16 protein-coding genes are annotated in these 18781 nt (G+C 46.3%); 7 read left to right on the top strand and 9 right to left on the bottom strand.

What is annotated here, in order from left to right; all coding sequences use genetic code 11:
* Positions 1-75: 75 nt before the first annotated feature.
* The 8 genes from E5Y90_RS01865 to E5Y90_RS01830 all read right to left on the bottom strand — a co-directional run bounded on the left by E5Y90_RS01865 (position 76) and on the right by E5Y90_RS01830 (position 8152).
* A complete protein-coding gene (locus E5Y90_RS01865) occupies positions 76-1209 on the bottom strand; it encodes a glycerate kinase (protein WP_174659243.1) in 1134 nt (377 codons plus the stop codon).
* A gap of 66 nt (positions 1210-1275) precedes the next feature.
* Entirely contained in the window at positions 1276-1848 is a 573-nt protein-coding gene (locus E5Y90_RS01860) for an HdeD family acid-resistance protein (protein ID WP_174659242.1), read from the bottom strand.
* Between the two features lie 134 nt (positions 1849-1982).
* Positions 1983-2741, bottom strand: coding sequence for a hypothetical protein (locus E5Y90_RS01855; protein WP_151207042.1), 759 nt, complete (start codon positions 2739-2741; stop codon positions 1983-1985).
* A gap of 95 nt (positions 2742-2836) precedes the next feature.
* Positions 2837-5479 carry a type I DNA topoisomerase gene (gene topA, locus E5Y90_RS01850; RefSeq protein ID WP_174659241.1) on the bottom strand — a complete coding sequence of 881 codons (2643 nt, stop codon included), beginning with the start codon at positions 5477-5479 and terminating at the stop codon, positions 2837-2839.
* 30 nt (positions 5480-5509) lie between these two features.
* Positions 5510-5959, bottom strand: a complete 450-nt coding sequence (locus E5Y90_RS01845) for an ammonium transporter (protein WP_174659240.1) — start codon at positions 5957-5959, stop codon at positions 5510-5512.
* 112 nt (positions 5960-6071) lie between these two features.
* Positions 6072-6227, bottom strand: coding sequence for a hypothetical protein (locus E5Y90_RS01840; RefSeq protein ID WP_174659239.1), 156 nt, complete (start codon positions 6225-6227; stop codon positions 6072-6074).
* Between the two features lie 463 nt (positions 6228-6690).
* Positions 6691-7689 (bottom strand): hypothetical protein, encoded by a 999-nt coding sequence (locus E5Y90_RS01835; RefSeq protein WP_174659238.1) that lies wholly within the window; start codon positions 7687-7689, stop codon positions 6691-6693.
* A gap of 217 nt (positions 7690-7906) precedes the next feature.
* Positions 7907-8152 (bottom strand): SlyX family protein, encoded by a 246-nt coding sequence (locus E5Y90_RS01830; protein WP_151207047.1) that lies wholly within the window; start codon positions 8150-8152, stop codon positions 7907-7909.
* A 33-nt stretch (positions 8153-8185) separates the two neighbouring features.
* Here E5Y90_RS01830 and E5Y90_RS01825 point away from each other — a divergent pair, with 33 nt between their 5' ends.
* Together E5Y90_RS01825 and E5Y90_RS01820 are read left to right on the top strand one after the other, a co-directional pair.
* Positions 8186-10093 carry an ATP-binding cassette domain-containing protein gene (locus E5Y90_RS01825; RefSeq protein WP_174659237.1) on the top strand — a complete coding sequence of 636 codons (1908 nt, stop codon included), beginning with the start codon at positions 8186-8188 and terminating at the stop codon, positions 10091-10093.
* A 121-nt stretch (positions 10094-10214) separates the two neighbouring features.
* Positions 10215-11150: a lauroyl acyltransferase gene (locus tag E5Y90_RS01820; protein ID WP_174659236.1), complete on the top strand. Its 936-nt coding sequence runs from the start codon at positions 10215-10217 to the stop codon at positions 11148-11150.
* A gap of 364 nt (positions 11151-11514) precedes the next feature.
* Here E5Y90_RS01820 and E5Y90_RS01815 read toward each other — a convergent pair whose 3' ends face one another.
* Complete coding sequence (locus tag E5Y90_RS01815) at positions 11515-12645, bottom strand: endonuclease/exonuclease/phosphatase family protein (RefSeq protein ID WP_373688377.1); 1131 nt, start codon at positions 12643-12645, stop codon at positions 11515-11517.
* Between the two features lie 190 nt (positions 12646-12835).
* Between E5Y90_RS01815 and asd the strand changes: the two genes are divergently transcribed.
* The 5 genes from asd (at position 12836) to truA (ending at position 18706) form a co-directional block, all read left to right on the top strand.
* Entirely contained in the window at positions 12836-13954 is a 1119-nt protein-coding gene (asd, locus tag E5Y90_RS01810) for an aspartate-semialdehyde dehydrogenase (RefSeq protein ID WP_174659235.1), read from the top strand.
* A 123-nt stretch (positions 13955-14077) separates the two neighbouring features.
* Positions 14078-15481 carry a FimV family protein gene (locus tag E5Y90_RS01805; RefSeq protein WP_174659234.1) on the top strand — a complete coding sequence of 468 codons (1404 nt, stop codon included), beginning with the start codon at positions 14078-14080 and terminating at the stop codon, positions 15479-15481.
* A gap of 71 nt (positions 15482-15552) precedes the next feature.
* Complete coding sequence (locus E5Y90_RS01800) at positions 15553-16875, top strand: fimbrial protein FimV (protein WP_174659233.1); 1323 nt, start codon at positions 15553-15555, stop codon at positions 16873-16875.
* Positions 16876-16924: 49 nt separating this feature from the next.
* Positions 16925-17890 carry an asparaginase domain-containing protein gene (locus E5Y90_RS01795; protein ID WP_174660538.1) on the top strand — a complete coding sequence of 322 codons (966 nt, stop codon included), beginning with the start codon at positions 16925-16927 and terminating at the stop codon, positions 17888-17890.
* A gap of 18 nt (positions 17891-17908) precedes the next feature.
* Positions 17909-18706 carry a tRNA pseudouridine(38-40) synthase TruA gene (truA, locus tag E5Y90_RS01790; RefSeq protein ID WP_174659232.1) on the top strand — a complete coding sequence of 266 codons (798 nt, stop codon included), beginning with the start codon at positions 17909-17911 and terminating at the stop codon, positions 18704-18706.
* Positions 18707-18781 lie beyond the last annotated feature (75 nt).

The following is an 18781-nucleotide window of genomic DNA, read 5'->3' as shown; positions in this document are numbered from 1 at the left end:
TCTAAGGATCTGCCCTCAATCCAGCACAAGACTTTTATTATTTTTCATCCTTAAAAGTAACATCTACTCATACCTTCATATTTGCGATTGAATGAATCCGGCAACCGCCTTTTCCAGATTGAATTCGGCATTTTTTAATGCCTCTTCCAATGAACAGTCCGGCGGGTTAATCCCCACCATCTTTGTAAAATCCGCCTGATAAAGCGACTCAACCCCCTCACCAATTACACCTGCAAAAGCAACCACCGGTTTATTCAAACGTTTGGCTAGCTGAGCGACGCCAAACGGTGTTTTACCCAAAGCGGTTTGACTGTCGATTTTGCCTTCGCCCGTCAGCACCATATCTGCCTGGGCAATTTTTTCAGCCAAACCTGTCATCTGCATCACCAGCTCCACACCAGATTGAAGCTTTGCTCCAGTCAGCGCCATCAAGCCAAAACCCAAACCACCAGCCGCCCCTGCCCCGGGAATATTCTGAAATTGCTGTCCGAGCTGCTGTTCAATGCAGTCGGCAAAATAGTGTAAATTTTGATCCAGTTGCTGCACCATCTCAGGCGTCGCACCTTTTTGCGGAGCAAAAACTACAGAAGCTCCCTGGGTACCGCAGAGCGGATTATTGACATCAGAAGCAATCACCATCTCGGTGTGTTGCAGCCGCGCATCCAGTCCGGTCAAATCAATCTGGTGAATACCATTTAGATTACCGCCACAGACCTGAATGGAGGCACCGGTGGCGCCCAGAAATTGCGCGCCAAGCGCTTGAGCCATCCCCGCACCTGCATCATTGATCACACTTCCCCCCAACCCGATAATGATTTTTTCCACACCCAGATCTAGCGCCTGCCGGATCATCTCGCCCGTTCCGTAGCTGGAGGTCAGCATCGGATTACGCTGTGAGGGGACTAACAAATGAATGCCATTGGCCTTGGCCATTTCAATCACGGCGGTCCAGCCCTCATCAACCAGACCAAAATAGGTGTTGATCCGCTGACTGGCCAATGGGCCGGTGACCTGACAAAAAACCTGCTGCCCCTTTAAGCTAGAGATTAAGGCATCTACCGTTCCTTCACCGCCGTCTGCCATCGGCACTGCCAAGCAGACAGCATCCGGACAGACCTGAAGGATGCCACTCTGCATGGCCTGGCAGACCTGGACAGCGCTCAGACTTTCCTTAAAGGAATCCGGTGCAAGTACAAAGATTTTCGCCATCCACTGATTCCCTGTTTTTTATTCATCATGCAACACAAATATATAGAGCTGTGTTTAACTGTCTATTTAAAATTCTGCTGAACTTTTTGGAACTTCGCGGCGGATATAGGTAGCCAGTGACAGGTAATTCACGCCTTGAAATAGAATATCAATGGCCAGAAATAAGCCCAATACCCAAAATGGTGCATCAGGGGACTGTAAAATGACTACACCAGCCAGCAGGGTGAATACACCGGATAATAAAGTCCAGCCCCATCCACGTGCAGTACGGAACAAAAGCGCATTCAGGATACGGATAACCCCGGCAATAATCAGGATAATGGCCAGAATATGAGTCAAGACCACTGCTGTCTGTACAGGGGTGCTAAAAGCATAATATCCGGCCAGGAGATATAAAACCCCGAACAAGGCCCAGAACCAGCGAAAACCACCCTGAAAAATTTTGAATGCCGCAATAAAATGCAGAATTCCACCCATCATCATCAATGCCCCGAACATAAAGACTGCGGACAAGGTGGCAAAAGGTAAAGTAGCCAGTAAGACCAGACCGAAAATCATCAATAAGATACCCAGTCCCAGATACCATTTTCGCTGTTGATGCAGCTGGCTGCGCACCAAGTCATTGCCTACTGTTTTCATTCTTTCATCTCCAATGATCTTTTTCTCTTATTGATCATACTCAATTCAAATGAACAAAAGGTGTAAAAGTGCTACTTTTATCCCTCAGGCTGGTTATAGACTGTGGATAATTTCAGTGTTATCCACACTCTCTTTTATTGTTTCCAGCCAAGTTCAATAGCCGTTATTTCATTCAACAGGGTCTGCTTTAAAGATGCGGGCATTTTACTGGTGCTTTGCGATATCGGCAGATGGCCCGCCATCAGCTCCGCTTTGGCCTGTGGATATAAAGGCTGCTGCTTGGGGTCAGCATAACCTACTGGAAAAATAGGTTGGCCTGTGGCCAAGTCATATTTATCCGAGGCTCCAAAGGCATGCAATAGCTCATGTACCAGCACAATTTTATTCTGTTCAGCCTGTTTTTCGGAGGCAAATAAATTGACTGAACCAATCCGACCTTTTTGTAAAGCGGTGGAATGTTTTAACTGGCTGGTTCGGGCCGGGTCATAGTAATTTAAAAATAAGGTCACGTTGGCTGACGGATCTGAGTCCTGATGTTGTTGCCAAGCATAAAACCTGAATTTTAGGCTCCAGCCTACCGTTTGCAATAAAGACGCCTGTTCAGGTACTTTAGGCGGCAACTCCTTCAGTTCACGCCCCAGATTAAAATAAAAATAAGTCGGCTTTCCGCGATACTGCTGTGCAGAGGTTTGCAAATAAGTCCGGGCCTCTTCCAGATCCTGTACTGACAGCTGCTGGATATAATTTTGAGTAGTGGCCAATCCATCAGCATTGACCGGATGCAGTAGGACAAAAACCGGCTTATTCCAGTCCTGATTCTGGTCCCGATAGGCATTAACGGCCACAATCAGTAGAATCACCAATAAAATCAGAATCCGAATCTTTTTCCACATTGCCCCAAAACTGCCTTATCGTTATTTTTAAAATGGCATACATCATAAATAAAAAATGCCGACATTCGTCAGCATTTTTTGAATATTTTTAAGCTTTAGGCTTCCACCCATTTGCCATCCTGATATACCAGAGACCACTTGGTCTGCTTGCCCTCTGGTGTTTCCGAACCCACATATTGGGCCTGGTTCTTACGGCTGAATTTTACCAGAGTCGGATTTCCTTCAGGGTCCACATCGGGTGCCTGTAACAGGAACTGATATTTTGGATCAATTTGATCTGCCACAGTCCGCAATTCGGCTACTTTAGGGGCCCGGGTTTCACGAACTTTCGGGAACTTGCTTGCCGCCAGGAATAGACCTGCTGCCCCATCACGCAGCACAAAGTAGTCATCATGCTTGGTTGAGCGCAAATGTTCCATCTTGATCGGATCCACACGCGGCGGCGCAGGCTGGCCATTTTTCAGGACTTTGCGGGTATTATCACAGTTGTTGCAGGCAAAATAAGGACCAAAACGGCCAGTCTTCAGCTGCATTTCTCCATCACATTTATCACATGGAATGGTTGGGCCGTCGTACCCCTTGATTTTAAACTCGCCTTCTTCAAGCTCATAACCGGCACAATCCGGGTTATTCCCACAGATATGCAGTTTACGCCCGCCATCAATCACATAACTGTCCATCGCGGTTGAGCAGATTGGACAGCGTTTTTTAGACATCAGATCTGCTGTTTCTGCAGCGTCATCATCGGAAAGGGCAGCCAAAGATTCAACCGGGGTCAGGTTAAATGTACCTTTGCAACGCTCTTTCGGTGGCAGGTTATAGCCTGAACAACCCAGAAATACTCCCGTAGTTCCAGTACGAATCTGCATCGGACGGTCACACTCTTTACAATGTACTGCCTCAACTTCTACCGGCTGATTACGGCGCATTCCGTTCTCGCCTTGGGCATTGGTCAGTCGTTGTTTGAAATCACCATAGAAACTGTCCAGCAGCTCTTTCCAGTTACGCTCGCCATCCGCAACCTTATCCAGTTGTCCTTCAAGATCGGCAGTAAAGTCGTAATTCATCAGGTTATTGAAGCTTTCATCCAGACGATCGGTGACGATCTCGCCCATTTTTTCGGCATAGAGACGACGGTTTTCCAGCTTCACATAACCCCGATCCTGAATAGTAGAAATAATCGCAGCATAGGTTGATGGACGGCCAATGCCTTTTTTCTCCAGCTCTTTCACCAATGAAGCTTCGGTAAAGCGTGCTGGCGGCTTGGTAAAGTGCTGAGAAGGATCGAGTTTTTCCAGTTTTAGTACTTCGCCGACTTTAACCGCCGGTAACAGCACATCATCATCAGACTTGTTCTGACCACGAACTTTGGTAAAACCGTCAAATACCAGCGTACGGCCCTTGGCTTTCAGTTCTACCCCATTGGCATCCACTAAAATGGTCGAGGACAGATATTCTGCCGGGGTCATCTGGCAAGCGACAAACTGGCGCCAGATCAGGTCATACAGACGCTGCGCATCACGTTCTACTCCGGCCAGGCTATCGCCTTTCAATGCCACATTTGATGGACGGATTGCTTCGTGGGCTTCTTGTGCCCCCGCCTTATTGCCATAACGGTTCGGCTGGGCCGGCAAGTATTTTGTACCGTATTCGGACTCAATATGATCACGCACCATATTGACAGCATCTGTACTCAAGAAGGTCGAGTCGGTACGCATATAGGTAATAAAACCAGCTTCATACAGGCGCTGCGCCAGCATCATGGTTTTCTTCACCGAAAACCCTAAACGGGTACTGGCGGCTTGCTGCAAGGTCGAGGTGATATAAGGCGCACTTGGATTTACCTTGGTCGGCTTATCCTCACGCGTGATGACCTTGTATTCGGCATCTTTAATCAGGTTTAAAAGCGCGTCGGTTTCATCTTTGTTACGCAGCTTTAAGGTCTTGCCATGTTGCTTGACCGCTTCCAGACGGATATTGTCTTTATTGGATTGGGTATCGGCAAAAACCTGCCAGTATTCTTCAGGAATAAATTTGCGGATTTCACGTTCGCGTTCGACAACCAGCTTGACCGCCACCGATTGCACCCGACCGGCAGACAGACCACGGGCAATCTTTTCCCAAAGTAGCGGCGAGATCATAAAGCCGACCACACGGTCCAGGAAACGCCGTGCCTGCTGGGCATTGACCTTATTGGTATCCAGACGTGCTGGCTGTTTAAAGGCTTCCTGAATGGCATTTTTGGTAATTTCGTTAAAGACCACACGCTGGTAACGTGAATCATCTCCCCCGATCACTTCTTTTAAATGCCAGGCAATCGCTTCCCCTTCACGGTCCAAATCCGTTGCGAGATAAACTTCGTCAACTTGTGAGGCCAGCTTTTTCAGTTCAGCGACCACGCCTTCTTTACCCGGAAGGACTTCATATTTGGCCTTCCATCCATGCTCTGGATCGACGCCCATCCGGTTAATCAACGCATTTTGTGCCTTTTCAGCTTTTTCAGCTTCGGTCAATTTGACTCGTGTCGCCGGTTTTTTCTCTGCACTCTTGGCAGAACCGCCGGTTGGCAGATCACGCACATGACCTACCGAAGATTTCACAATGTAGTTTGGACCGAGATACTTGTTGATTGTTTTCGCTTTTGCAGGCGACTCCACAATCACCAAGGCACGTTTACTTCCAGCGTCGGAAGTTTTTGCCGTGCTGCTTTTTGATGTGGACCGAGGAGCGTTCGCCATATTAACCGTTAATCCTGTTCATATCTAAAATTAAAGTTTAGTCAAAGCATGTAAAAGTGTCTTGATCTCGTCTAGTTGAGTCGCTCTAAGATCAGCTTCTTCATCCCAATAGACTCCTACACAGTTTGCCTGCATATCAATAGCATAAATGCCCTTTAATGCAATGGGAAAATCTGCAAATTTATCATCGCCCTGCACCAGCTCGAGCTTATTGTCGACCACACGGGCACGCATGAGTGGCAACCGCGCCTCTGGGAGCAGGATGCTATAATATGCCACCATACTGGCACGACTCTCTGTCGCTTTGGGAACTTTGGTCCATTCTGGTGCAACCACCAGTCGCGGGTGCAGCCCTATTTTACGGGCTTTGTCACGCATTATGCCTAAGGCTTTTTCCCGAGGACTAATGCGCAGTCCAAAGATCGACCCCAGCACAAAAATAATGATGACGAGCGCCACCCAGATTCCGGTATTTTCCATAGTTTAACCTTTATGCTCTTATATTAGAGTTGCATAAGCACAATATAAAACGCAAGCATCGCTTGCGAAATACTATTTTATTCTCTTCTTCTATAACTTTGATTCGTTTGTGTTAAGACAGGATTTCAGTACCGGGCTGGCCGATCATAGCGGCTATACTCGCGGCATTAATCACACTGAAGGCATCCAGATTTTCCTTGGCCTGAATCAGCTGGTCATTATAAACCGGCTTGCTACTCTCCTGTTTTACAATATTTTGTTGCTTCAAAGCTTGAATAAATCCTGTACAGCTGACTACTCCAAACCCCGTACAGAATTGTATTTACAAAACAGCTGTTAGTAGCAATTTTTATTAAATCATCACTATACAGTTGGATCTGTTGCAGTTAGCGGGCTTGAGCTGGATCTCCTAACTTACTGTCTGATCCTGGCTATGAAGTAGCCGATCCTGCTTTAACTGACCAATTGTCCGCTGGATAGAGATAGGCCACGCTTTTAACCAGGATTTCAAAACATTAGTGAAAGAGTTGAACTGTTTAGGCTGATTTTTTAATCATAATTTGCCCACGAATAGCGCTTTAAACTCGGCTTTATCTGAGTCAATCTGCTGTAAAGCCAGCTTGGCCACTCTGCTAGGCGGAAGGTCTTTACTGTGTTGTTGCCTGAAAGCCCATCATTGCCAGCAAGTCGACACTAACAGTATTTTTTTCATATGCTCTTATAAACTGATTCTAATTTAGAAACATCTCATGGCTATATAATACTTCGTGCCCATTCCAATAAACATATCCCTTTTCAATCAACTCTTTAAGTAAAAGGCGCACATCGGACTTCGGAAATAACTGCTCCAGCAAGTCACGCAGTGCATAAATATCTTTGGGCTTATCACCCTGCAATGCGCGCAGTTTACGTGCCACTTCCAGCTGTACAGGATCAAATTTACTGAAGTTTTTAAACAATTCCTGCTGGACCGACTGAATAGAAGATTGAGCAGCTTCAGTCACTGGCTCTTCCTTATGAAGCTGTGACAGCGCCTGATCCAGCGAGAGCTTTTCAACAGTCCCCTGCTCTTCCAGATCCAGTTGCACCCATTGTTTTAATACCTTTTTACGGAAGCTGACCTGCTCGTCATAGCGTTTGACAATTTTCAGGTTAATCAGCATTCCAATGACATGCTGTGCCTGAGCTGGCAGCACTTGCAGGATATGGCTGACCGAGTTTTTCAAGCTTTCCAGTGTCCCCGGTTTGCCACTCATCTTGCCCAAGGCATCGCAATATTTTTTGACCAGCTGCAAAGCAGGCTTGGCTTTGATGGTCTGAATGCTGGGCAATTGGATCTTCGGTTTATCTTGGGCAGAAGCGGCATCATCCGGCTGAATCTGGATCAGGCTACACGGAATTTCTGAGGCTTGCAGCATGTCCATCAGCAGCTCACTACTGTCCATAGCCGAAATCAGCTCAACTTGCGTATCGGCTTCCAACAAGGCCATCAACTGCCCGACGATCACGGCATATTCATATTCTTTATGTGGTGCTTCTGGCGTATCCAGAATCACAATCTGTCCACTGCTAATCCAACTGGCAAGCTCGGTAAGATCTTCCAGAGCAAATTCGAATTTTCCTGCACAGTTAAACAGATATAAACTCGGATAATGCTCGACGATATTACGTAGCAGCTGGGCTGTAGGAAAGTTATTTTCAAGATCGAGAAGGACAACTTTTTGGCGCATAAGGCAAGATTAAGCATAAACCTGAAATACTCTATTAGAGTAGGAAGCGCGTGAAAGGTCAAACAGTTTTCTACGTGGACGAAGGTGGATATATCTGAAAAATCATCTAAAAAGCGGCAAAAATTATCGATAGGTGCCGAGGCTGATGCGCTGCAAGCTTTCTAAAAAAGAAACCCTTACGATCAGCAGGGTTTCTTTTTTCACAATCACTTGCAAATTAATAATGTGGTGGACGGTTGCTAATCGGGTCAAAAGCATCAATTCCTTCAGACAGGTCAGCAGACTCAACACGTTGATATAACAGCTGCATTTGTTTTTTCAAATCGATAATTTCCAGATTCTGCAGGCTCACCTGCTGATTCAGTTGTTCAACTAAATCATCTAAAAATGCAATTCGCACTTGCAAATCTTCAATGGGTGCGGAAAATGACGCCTGATCATTTAGATTTTGTTGTTTAGTCATTTTAAGTCCTCATTTGGGATTTCAGGAAACATTATGGCCTATATTACCTTAAGGGATGTCCAACTGGCATTTGGCGGACCTGCCTTGCTCGACGGCGCGAATTTTAACTTGGAACGCGGCGAACGGGTGTGTTTGATTGGCCGTAATGGTGAAGGTAAGTCTACCTTACTTAAACTGATTGAAGGAAGCTTACTCCCGGATGCTGGTGAAGTTTCCTTACAAAATGGCATCACCATTTCCATGCTGGCCCAAGACGTGCCGATGGATTCTGGCAAGGTCGCAGATATCGTCGCAGACGGTGCTGGTAAAGCTGCAGAAGTCCTGCGTGCTTATCATGAAGCCAGCGAAGCATGTGTGCTCGGTGATATGGAAGCCTGTGACCGCATGGGTAACTTACAACACCAGATGGATCTGCTGGATGGCTGGGCCCTGGAAACCAAAGTCAACTCAATCCTCAGTAAAATGGGACTGGATCCGGAAGCCGACCTGGCCAACTTGTCCGGTGGCCGTAAACGCCGCGTCCTGCTGGCACGTGCCCTGCTAACGCAGCCAGATGTATTGCTACTCGACGAACCAACCAACCATCTGGATGTCGAGAGTATTGAATGGCTGGAAAAATTCTTGCTAGAGCAGAATAACCTGACCTTGCTGTTTATTTCACATGACCGTGCTTTTGTCGATAGCATTGCAACCCGTATTGTCGAGCTTGACCGCGGTATTTTGTGCAGCTATGAAGGCAACTATTCGCGCTATCTGGATCTAAAAGCCCAGCAATTGGAAGCTGAAGAAAAGCAAAATGCACTGTTCGAGAAAAAGCTGGCTGAAGAGGAAGCCTGGATTCGCCAGGGTATTAAAGCGCGCCGTACTCGCAATGAAGGTCGTGTCCGTGCCTTAAAAGCCCTACGGGAAGAATCCAAAGCCCGTCGCTTCCAGCAAGGCAAAGCCAGCATGTCGACTCAGGAAGCGCAACGCTCAGGTAAAGTGGTGTTTGAAATTGAACATCTCAGCGTAAAATTTGGTGACAATGCCCCAATTATTAATGATTTCTCGGCACTGGTGATGCGTGGTGACCGCATTGGCCTGGTGGGCGACAACGGTGTCGGAAAAACCACCCTGATCAAAGCCATTTTGGGTCAGCTGGAACATGGAGGTACAGTAAAAACCGGTACTCAGCTAGAAATTGCCTATTTTGACCAGTTAAGAAATGTGCTGGATCTGGAAAAGTCGGTCAAAGACAACGTCTCTGAAGGTTCAGACCATGTCGATGTCAATGGTAACCGCCGTCATATCTACAGCTATTTGCAAGACTTCCTGTTCTCGCCGGAACGTGCCCGCACCCCGGTAAAAGCCCTGTCTGGCGGTGAACGTAACCGTATTCTGCTGGCCAAACTGTTGTTAAAACCATCCAACCTGATCGTGATGGACGAACCCACCAACGACCTGGATATGGTGACGCTGGAACTTCTGGAAGAAATGCTGGCCGAATACAAAGGCACCCTGCTACTGATTTCGCATGACCGTGCCTTTATGGACAACGTGGTGACCTCGACCTGGGTCTTTGACGGAAAAGGCAATATTGATGAGTATATCGGCGGCTATCAGGATTATCTGGAACAGCGTCCGGATCAAACCGTGGTTGACCAGAAAATGGCAGTGAAAAAAGCCCAGGCGAAGGCAGAAGCCGCAGCAGCACCGGCGCCCTCTGTAGCGAAGAAAAAACTCAGCTACAAAGATCAGCGTGAACTGGAAATGTTGCCGGCTGAAATTGAAGCGCTGGAAAAAGAGCAAGCTGAGCTTTCTGAAAAACTGGCCGATGGTTCCTGGTTTGTCACCGACGCAGCGGCTGCAACCAAAGCCTCTGAACGTCTCGGCACAATTGACGAGATCTTGCTGGAAAAAATGGAACGTTGGGATGAACTAGAAAATATGACCAAGGGTTAATTTTCCTCACAATCCACAACTAAGCATCTGTATTCGTACAGATGCTTTTTTATTGATGCACTTTTTATTTCAAAAAGCGCTTCTGCTACACTGCAAACAATTTAGCTTCCAACATCGCATTATGAGTCAAAAGCCCCAGTACCAGCCCGGTGAATTTCAATGGTCATTTTTACTGCCTCAATACTGGACCATCTGGATTGGCATTGTTTTTCTGATGATATTGGCCATTTTACCGTGGGCCATTCAGCATCGTGTGGCCACTTTTCTGGGCGGCCTGGCGTTTAACAGATTAAAATCGCGCCGTGAAACCACGGTCCGTAATCTGGAAGTGTGTTTTCCTGAATGGACACCTGAACAGGTCCAAGAACATGCACGTCAGGTTTTTGTTGACCAAATGATTGGGGTATTTGAAACCCTGAATGCCTGGTACTGTCCGAAATGGTTTGAGGGCCGGGTGTCTATTCAAGGCCTGGAACATATCCAAAATGCCCAGGCAGAAGGCAAAGGGGTCTTGCTCTTAGGTACCCACTCGACTTTACTGGATGCTGGTGGCTATCTGTGTGCTCAATATTTTGAACCAGATGTGGTCTATCGTCCCCAAAATAATCCTTTGCTCGATATGCTGATTTATCGTTGCCGGGCCACCATTTATGCCCACCAGATTGACCATGATGACATGCGCGGCTTAATCCGTCATCTTAAAAATGGCCATGCCATCTGGTATAGCCCAGATCAGGATTTTGGCTTGAAACAAGGCGTTATGGCACCATTTTTTGGCATTCCCGCGGCAACAGTTACCGCCCACCGTCGCTTGCTCAAAATCTCTAAAGCCGTCCCTATTCCCTTATATTTTTATCGTAGTGGCGATATTAAAGATCCGCATTACCATGTCCTGATTGAACCGGTGGTCGCTAATCTGCCCAGTGAAAATGAAGTCGATGATGCTACCCGCGTCAATCAGATTATTGAAAAGCAGCTGAGAATTGCTCCCACTCAATATATGTGGTTTCACCGTCGCTTTAAGACCCGCCCGGAAGGCTACGAATCTATTTACTAAACTCCCGATCAAATACAAAGATATCGACATCGCAACTGCCATTTTCGTGTTTTCCCGGGTTTATTTGCTATAAAAATTATTTTAATTTTCAATTGAATATAAAAGAAAAATATTTAACCCGGGTTTTACATCCTGTAAAACCCGGGTTAATGAGGTTGTGCTTTCACATGTTGGTTTTTTTGTTTTTTGATTTCCCTTTCAGCATCATCTCCATAATGATTTCATTCAGCTTCGTCTTCCTTATGAGAATATCCTTTCTCGACTCCCTGTGCTGATGAGTCCAGAATACGAGATTCCTCCCTAGCTGCCTATTCGCAAGAAGCGTCAACTGCTGTAAGCCATATCCTACACTTTTCCCATAAAACTAGGGATATTTAGCTCCCTCTTTATAAGCCACCGCCACCTCATCAGTGACAGGTTTTTCTTCTTTTTCAGCTTTTTCAATGCCTTCCGTAATTGCTTCATGTGCTTCCTGCTCATCCTCATCGGTTTGCTCCAGCTCTTCCTGTAAATGCTCAAATATCCGTCCCGTTTGTAAAATCAGATAAATCGGAAAGTGGTCTGAGCCTATATGGGCTAAACGCTCCATATGCACCAAAGCAAAATCACGACTATGAAACACATGGTCAAGTGACCAGCGTAATAAAGGATAATCCGCATGGAAAGTATTGATATAATGCCGCCCGACACGCGGATCAAGTAAGCCACTGATACGCTGGAATAAACGTGTGGTTCTGGACCAAGCTACATCATTCAGGTCACCCATGACTATACAGCTTTCATCCAGATCCTTGATCTGGTCCCCGACAATTAATAATTCCGCATCGCGTAAAGTGGAATCCTTGGCTTCAGTCGGGCTGGGCGGCTTGGGATGCAAACAGTACAGCTGCACGGTCTGGCCAGAACGCAAAGTCGCTGTTGTGTGAATTGAAGGAATATCATCGCTCAGAATAAATTTGACCTCAGTATTACTGAGCTTGAGCTTGCTATATAGATGCATGCCGTACAGATTATCCAACGGCACAGGTACCCGATAAGGATAATCCTGCTCAATTATAGCGAGTGCATCTTGCCAGACCTGATCCGTTTCCAGAGTTAATACCAGATCTGGTTGCAAAGTCTGAATTTTCTCAATGAGCAGATGGTATTTGGTATTGGTGGTCAGTACATTGGAAACGATCAGGGAAATCTGGCGCTGGGGATCCAGCTGATCCTGTCTGACCTGTTTCACCTGCTTTTTCCAGACAAAGGTATAAGGCAGTACCATTTTTAGCTGATAGGCCAAGGCTGCAATCAGCCCGACAAAAATAAGCTGGCTCACCCAACTCCAGGGATGATCGACCGCTAAAAACAGAATAAAAGCAATGAAGCCCAAGACCAGAATTTGCAGGCGTGGAAAGTCTGCGCCACGTATCCACCACTCATCTCGTGGAATAAGTGACCAGAAACTGAGCCAAATAACGACAATAGCGACACTCTGGATAATCCACATCATAAAAATTTACTCTGTACTAAGTTATTATTTTTTCTTAAAGAAAACTGACTTTATCAGTTTTGTATGTATCATAAAGCAGATATTTTTCTCAAGAATATTGATGTTTTGATTGTGTAGCTATTGCAGTTGAATCCCGTTTTGATACACTCGAACATCTTCTGAATTTTTTAACGCACCGAGGCAAAGTGACATGAAAGTAGGTCTGGTCGGTTGGCGCGGGATGGTCGGTTCCGTCCTTATGCAACGTATGGTTGATGAGAATGATTTTGCTCATTTTGAGCCATTCTATTTCTCCACCAGTAATGCAGGTGGTGAAGCACCTGCATTTGGCGGTAAAACTGCCCCAGCACTTATGGATGCAACAGACATTAACAGTCTGAAGCAGATGGATGTCATTATTACCTGTCAGGGTGGCGACTACACCTCTGAGGTTTTCCCGAAACTGAAAGCCGAAGGCTGGAATGGTTACTGGATTGATGCAGCATCTACCTTACGTATGGCAGATGAAGCCATCATCGTGCTTGATCCTGTCAATATGAATGTCATCAAAGACGGTCTAGTCAAGGGCACCAAAGTATTTGTGGGTGGTAACTGTACTGTTTCCCTGATGCTGATGGGCATAGGCGGTCTGTTCCAGAACAATCTGGTGGAATGGGCAACCTCAATGACCTATCAGGCTGCATCTGGTGCAGGCGCGCAGAATATGCGTGAACTGATCACCGGCATGGGTTATTTATACAATAATACCAAAGAGTTGCTGGATGACCCACGCTCACCAATTCTGGATATTGATTCAAAAATCGCAGAATTGCAACGTGGGGAAGGCTTCCCGTCTGCTAACTTCGGTGTGCCTCTGGCGGGTTCCCTGATTCCATATATCGACAAACAGCTGGAAAGCGGTCAGTCGAAAGAGGAATGGAAAGGCCAGGTAGAAACTAACAAGATTCTGGCTAACCAGCAAATTGTTCCGATTGATGGCCACTGTGTTCGTGTCGGTGCTATGCGCTGTCACTCCCAGGCATTGACGATCAAGCTGAAAAAAGATGTGCCATTAAACGAAGTGGAAGACATCATCCGTCAATCAAATGACTGGGCGAAAGTTGTGCCAAATACACGTGAAGCATCAATGAGCGACCTTACCCCTGTGGCTGTCACTGGTACCTTGAGTGTTCCGGTTGGCCGTCTGCGCAAGCTAAACATGGGCAAAGAATATCTTGGCGCGTTCACTGTAGGCGACCAATTGCTGTGGGGTGCTGCTGAGCCTTTACGTCGTATGTTGCGTATTCTGATTGACTATAAAAATGCATAATCGCATTTAAGTCGTAAATTCTAAAAGCCGGTCTTTATTGATCGGCTTTTTTGTGTAAGTATTATGTAAACATTTTACAAAAAACAAACATCCCGTTAATCTATGATTTTTCGCTATGCGATAATGACTGAGCTCACGATTAAGATGACTGTATATAACAAATTAAAACTTGCCATTTTAGCCATTATTGCTTCACAGACCAGTTATGCGATTAATGTGGATCCCGTACAAGTCCAGTCCGCACCTGGGGAGCTGCTGTATGCAGAAATGATCTTCCGACAATCTGATATCAATACTCCGCTTGAAGTCAGTCTGGCTACACCAGAAGATCTGATCGCCATGGGCGCTGTACATCAGCCACCAGGTCATCTGAATTTCTTTACTCGCCGTAATAGCAACGGAACCGGGGTCATTACCATCACCTCATCACGTCCGGTGACCGATCGTGAGCTGAATATTATTGTCAAGATCAAGCAAGGAAATGCAGCCCGTTTGCAGCATATCCGGACCTCGCTGCAGACCAAAACAGATTTATTGCAAGCCAGCCTGAAACAAAATGAGCATACGCTGTCCCCGGTTGTGGTCGCCAGCGAAAAAGATATTGCCTTGAACTTGCCGGTGAGTACCCAGCATCATCCCGCGCCGCAAAGAGCCCAAACTGCCCTTCCTGCAGAAAAATCTCTGGTAGTACAATCAACGACACCTCCACCTCTATCGAGCAGCTCGATTCCCAAAGCAATTACAATGCCTCATGCGGTTCAGCCTGAGCAGACAGTCACTACTGAGTCGCAGAAGGTCGCAACTCAACCTGTAGTGGATTCTGATGGCAGAGCTACTCCAGCACAGGCTTTAGCACAAACAGATACCACCCAATCTCAGGCATCACTAGACCCGCTGGTCCAGAAATATCAAAAAGAGTTGGCACAAAAACAGGCACAAGCAGCACCTACTCAAGCCAAAGCCCCGCCTAAAACAACAGCCTCTCAGGTTGCCAGCTATGTGGTGCAATCCAATGAATCGCTCTGGAGCATTGCCTCACGGATTGCTCAGGAACAGCAACGTCCTGTACATGAAATCATGCAACAAGTGAAAGAGCGTAATGACCACGCCTTTATCGGTGGCAATGTGAATCGCCTGCGTAAAGGTGCAGCCTTGAATCTGGATGGTATTGGCACAGTGTCGGCAGTGAAAGTGGCAAAGCACAAGCAGGTTGAGGCTCCTACACGCCCTGCTGCGAAAACCAAATACCGTCTGAATGAGGCAGAAATGAGCTTGGTGGCTGAGAACCAGAACAATTCCAGCCATGTTTCTGCAAATCAGAACACAGAACAACAGCAAACTTCAAAAGAGTTGTCATTAAAAGTTATGACAGCCCGAGAAAAAACCGTTAAATTACAGAGAAACGTAACTGAACTAGAATTGGCTCTCAATCAGAAGGATCACAAAATTCAATTATTAAATGCCCGTCTTGCTCAACTGCAACAACAGCTGAAAGCACAACAGGTAGATAAGAAGCCAACTCATTAAAAAGTTATACATGAAGATTTATTTGGAATAGGCGAACACCAACGCTCTTCTATTCTTTAAGGGGTAATAACATGCTGATTTATGTGATTCCATTAGTAATATTGATCATTGTTTTGCTGGTTTTCAAAAAACGGCAAGATGCTCAGGCAGCAGATCAGGCAAAAACCAAAACGGTGAAGGCAAAGAAGCCAACTACAGCTTCTAAAGTGACCCCGCAAAAAACCAAGGTGGTAGAGCCAGCAACCGCGAAAAAGACGGTTACACCGCTCTCTGACGATACCCGTAAAAAGATTGAAACCCTGATTCAGGAACGGAATTTCTTTTCAGCCGAAGCTAACATTAATCAGGCTTTAAATCGGGATAATTCCCAACATGAACTGTATTTACTGTTGCTTGATATTCATATCTTGCAAAAAGATGAATTTGCGATTTCTCAACTGATTAACCATATTCGCTCTTTAGAGCTGGATGATATTTTAACCCAAGCTGAAGCTAAGCAAAGTGAATATGCAAAAGCAGCAAATGCTGTTCAAGAAACTATTGATTTTCAAAGCGTACAGCCACAAACTGTGACAGCACAGGATAATGCAGCGGCTCAGAGTGCCTTTGATAGTCTGGTTGCTCCAACACCCTCTAATGAGCAGGCATTTGAACAGTTACAGCAGGAATTACAGCCAGGTAAACCGGCCGTCGCCTCTGAACCTGTACCCGACATCCAACCTCTGGAATTTAACTTTGAACCTGCTAGTGCTGCGACTAAAACCCTGCCAGTAGAAGACACATCTGCACCAGCAGCCAATAGCTTAGATTTTAACTTTCAAGATGCGGCTCCAGTTGAAGATATTAAGAGCACACCAGAAGCAGCAAGCGAACCAGCACCCGGTCTGGACTTTAAATTAGAGCTTGAACCTGCGGCAAATGTAGAGCCGACAGTGGTTACGCCATCGAATGAAGAGATTCAACCTTTAGATTTCTCTTTCTCATTGGATACACCTGCGACAGAAGCTGAAAAAACCACTGAAGCGCAGGTTGAATTTGACCTGTCAAATCTGACGACTCCTGTTGCAAGCGAAGTACCTGCGGAAACTTCTGGACTGGACTTTAAATTCGATAACCCTGAAACTGAAAAGCCAGTACCGGCTGCGACAGTAGTTAATTTTGAAATTCCTGCTCCTCCTGCTCCAGCAGCAACAGATCAAGGTGATCCACTGGTACAATCGTTTCCGGAATTAAGTGAGGTGAATGAAGCCGAGTTGAACCTCGAACTTGCCGAGCAATATATTCAATTAGGCGCTTATGCAGCCGCACGTGAAGTCATTGCAGAATCTGAAAATGAATACAGTCCTGAACAGCAGCAGCAGGCTGAGCAGTTACTGAATAGAATCGCTTCTTAAAATATTTCGATTTACACTAAAGCAGTCAGATTTGGCTGCTTTTTTTATGATGAAAAATAATATTGCATTAATTTATATGGGCGGTACTTTCGGATGTGTGGGCGATCCGCTTGCTCCCATGTCGGCTGAGCTTTTCCTGCCTAAGCTTGAGCATCTACTGCATCAAGACTATGCTGTACAATGCTATCGTGCACCCGTCATTAAAGACAGTAGCGCCTGTACAGCCGCAGACTGGCTGCAACTGGTACAGTTCATTCAAGAGCTGCAATTACAGGAAATCCGGTATTTTATCATCATTCATGGCACAGACACGCTCAGTTATGCCAGTGCTGTGCTGGCCCATTGTCTGGCCCAGTCTGCGCATGTGATATTGACCGGCAGCCAGTATCCCCTGCTCAATGTTCAGGGAGATGCGATCCGCGAATTTAGTGATGCTTTAGACAACCTGAGATTTGCCTTAGAGTCAGTGCTTCAGTCCCCCCCGGGCGTTTATCTGGCCTTTCACCAACAACTGCTGCACGCGCAAACAGCATTAAAACAACATACCACTGAACTGAATGCGTTTACCGGCTTAAAGTCGCATATTCCCCTTCAGCCTTCACAGCAAGTGTATCGGGTCACCCTTCAGGATATTGAAAAAGCTGCCGGCTTTAACTGCATGAGCATCATGATGCAGCCGATTGATTTAAGTCAGCAGTTAGCTAATCTGCGTAACCTTCTGCAATGGCCTCCGCATTTTCTGTTTCTGCAGGGCTTTGGAACAGGCAACCTGGCCGTAAACCAGGCTCTGGTTACGCTTATTGATCAACTTTATGCACAAGGCTGTATTTCGGTACTCACCACCCAGGTCCCATTTGGCGCGACCGACCAGCGCTATGCCATTGCCGAATGGGTCCATGAATGCCAGATTTTACTCAATGACAGTTATGGACATGCCGATCTGTATGCAAAAGCCCTGAAAATGTATTTACAATACGATACTGTAGAACAATGGCATCGCCATTGGTACGATTAGTCAGGGTTTGAGGTCTATATGCAACGTTTTGCAGTCGGGATTGAGTTTTCTGGAGCCAACTATCGGGGGTGGCAAACGCAGCAGCCGGGCGTAGCTAGTGTGCAGGAAACTATTGAAAAAGTACTCTCGAAAGTCGCCAATGAACCTGTCACTTTGCATGGTGCGGGTCGCACAGATGCCGGAGTACATGCCACAAATCTGGTTGCGCATTTTGATAGCTGTGCAATACGCTCTCTTCATGGCTGGCTACGTGGCTGTAACAGCCAGCTTCCGAAAGATATTTCGATCCAGTGGATCAAAGAAATGGATGAAAATTTTCATGCGCGCTTTAAGGCCCAAGCCCGCCGTTATCGTTATATTGTCTACAATCATCCCATACGTCCAGCCTTGCTGCATAAGCAGGTGACCCATATTTACGATGCGCTGGATGTAGACAAGATGGTACAGGCTGCAACGAAGTTTGAAGGCACGCATAATTTTGAAAGCTTTCGTGCCGCCGCCTGTCAATCCAGGCAGCCAGTCCGCCATGTCAGTCATTGCCGTCTGATCCGGCATGGTCAATATCTGGTGCTCGACATTCAAGCCGATGGCTTCCTGCACCATATGGTGCGTAATATCATGGGCTGTTTACTGGAAATTGGTCAGGGCATGTATGATATTGACCATATTGATAGCATTTTCGCAGCTGAAGACCGTAAAGCTGCTGGGATTACCGCTGCCCCGGATGGTCTATATTTTATCCAGGCTGAATATCCGCAACAGTTTAATTTGCCCCAGGTTCCTTTAGGGCCGCATTGGCTTAACCTGCCAGAATAATCTTAAAAATTTTGACCTTCCCTAATCCTTCCTATCAGCAACTGCATGCCGGTCAAAATAAAGGAATAAAAATCC

Source organism: Acinetobacter sp. 10FS3-1 (assembly GCF_013343215.1).
GTDB lineage: Bacteria > Pseudomonadota > Gammaproteobacteria > Pseudomonadales > Moraxellaceae > Acinetobacter > Acinetobacter lwoffii_C.
This window is presented reverse-complemented; position numbering and strand designations above follow the sequence as displayed.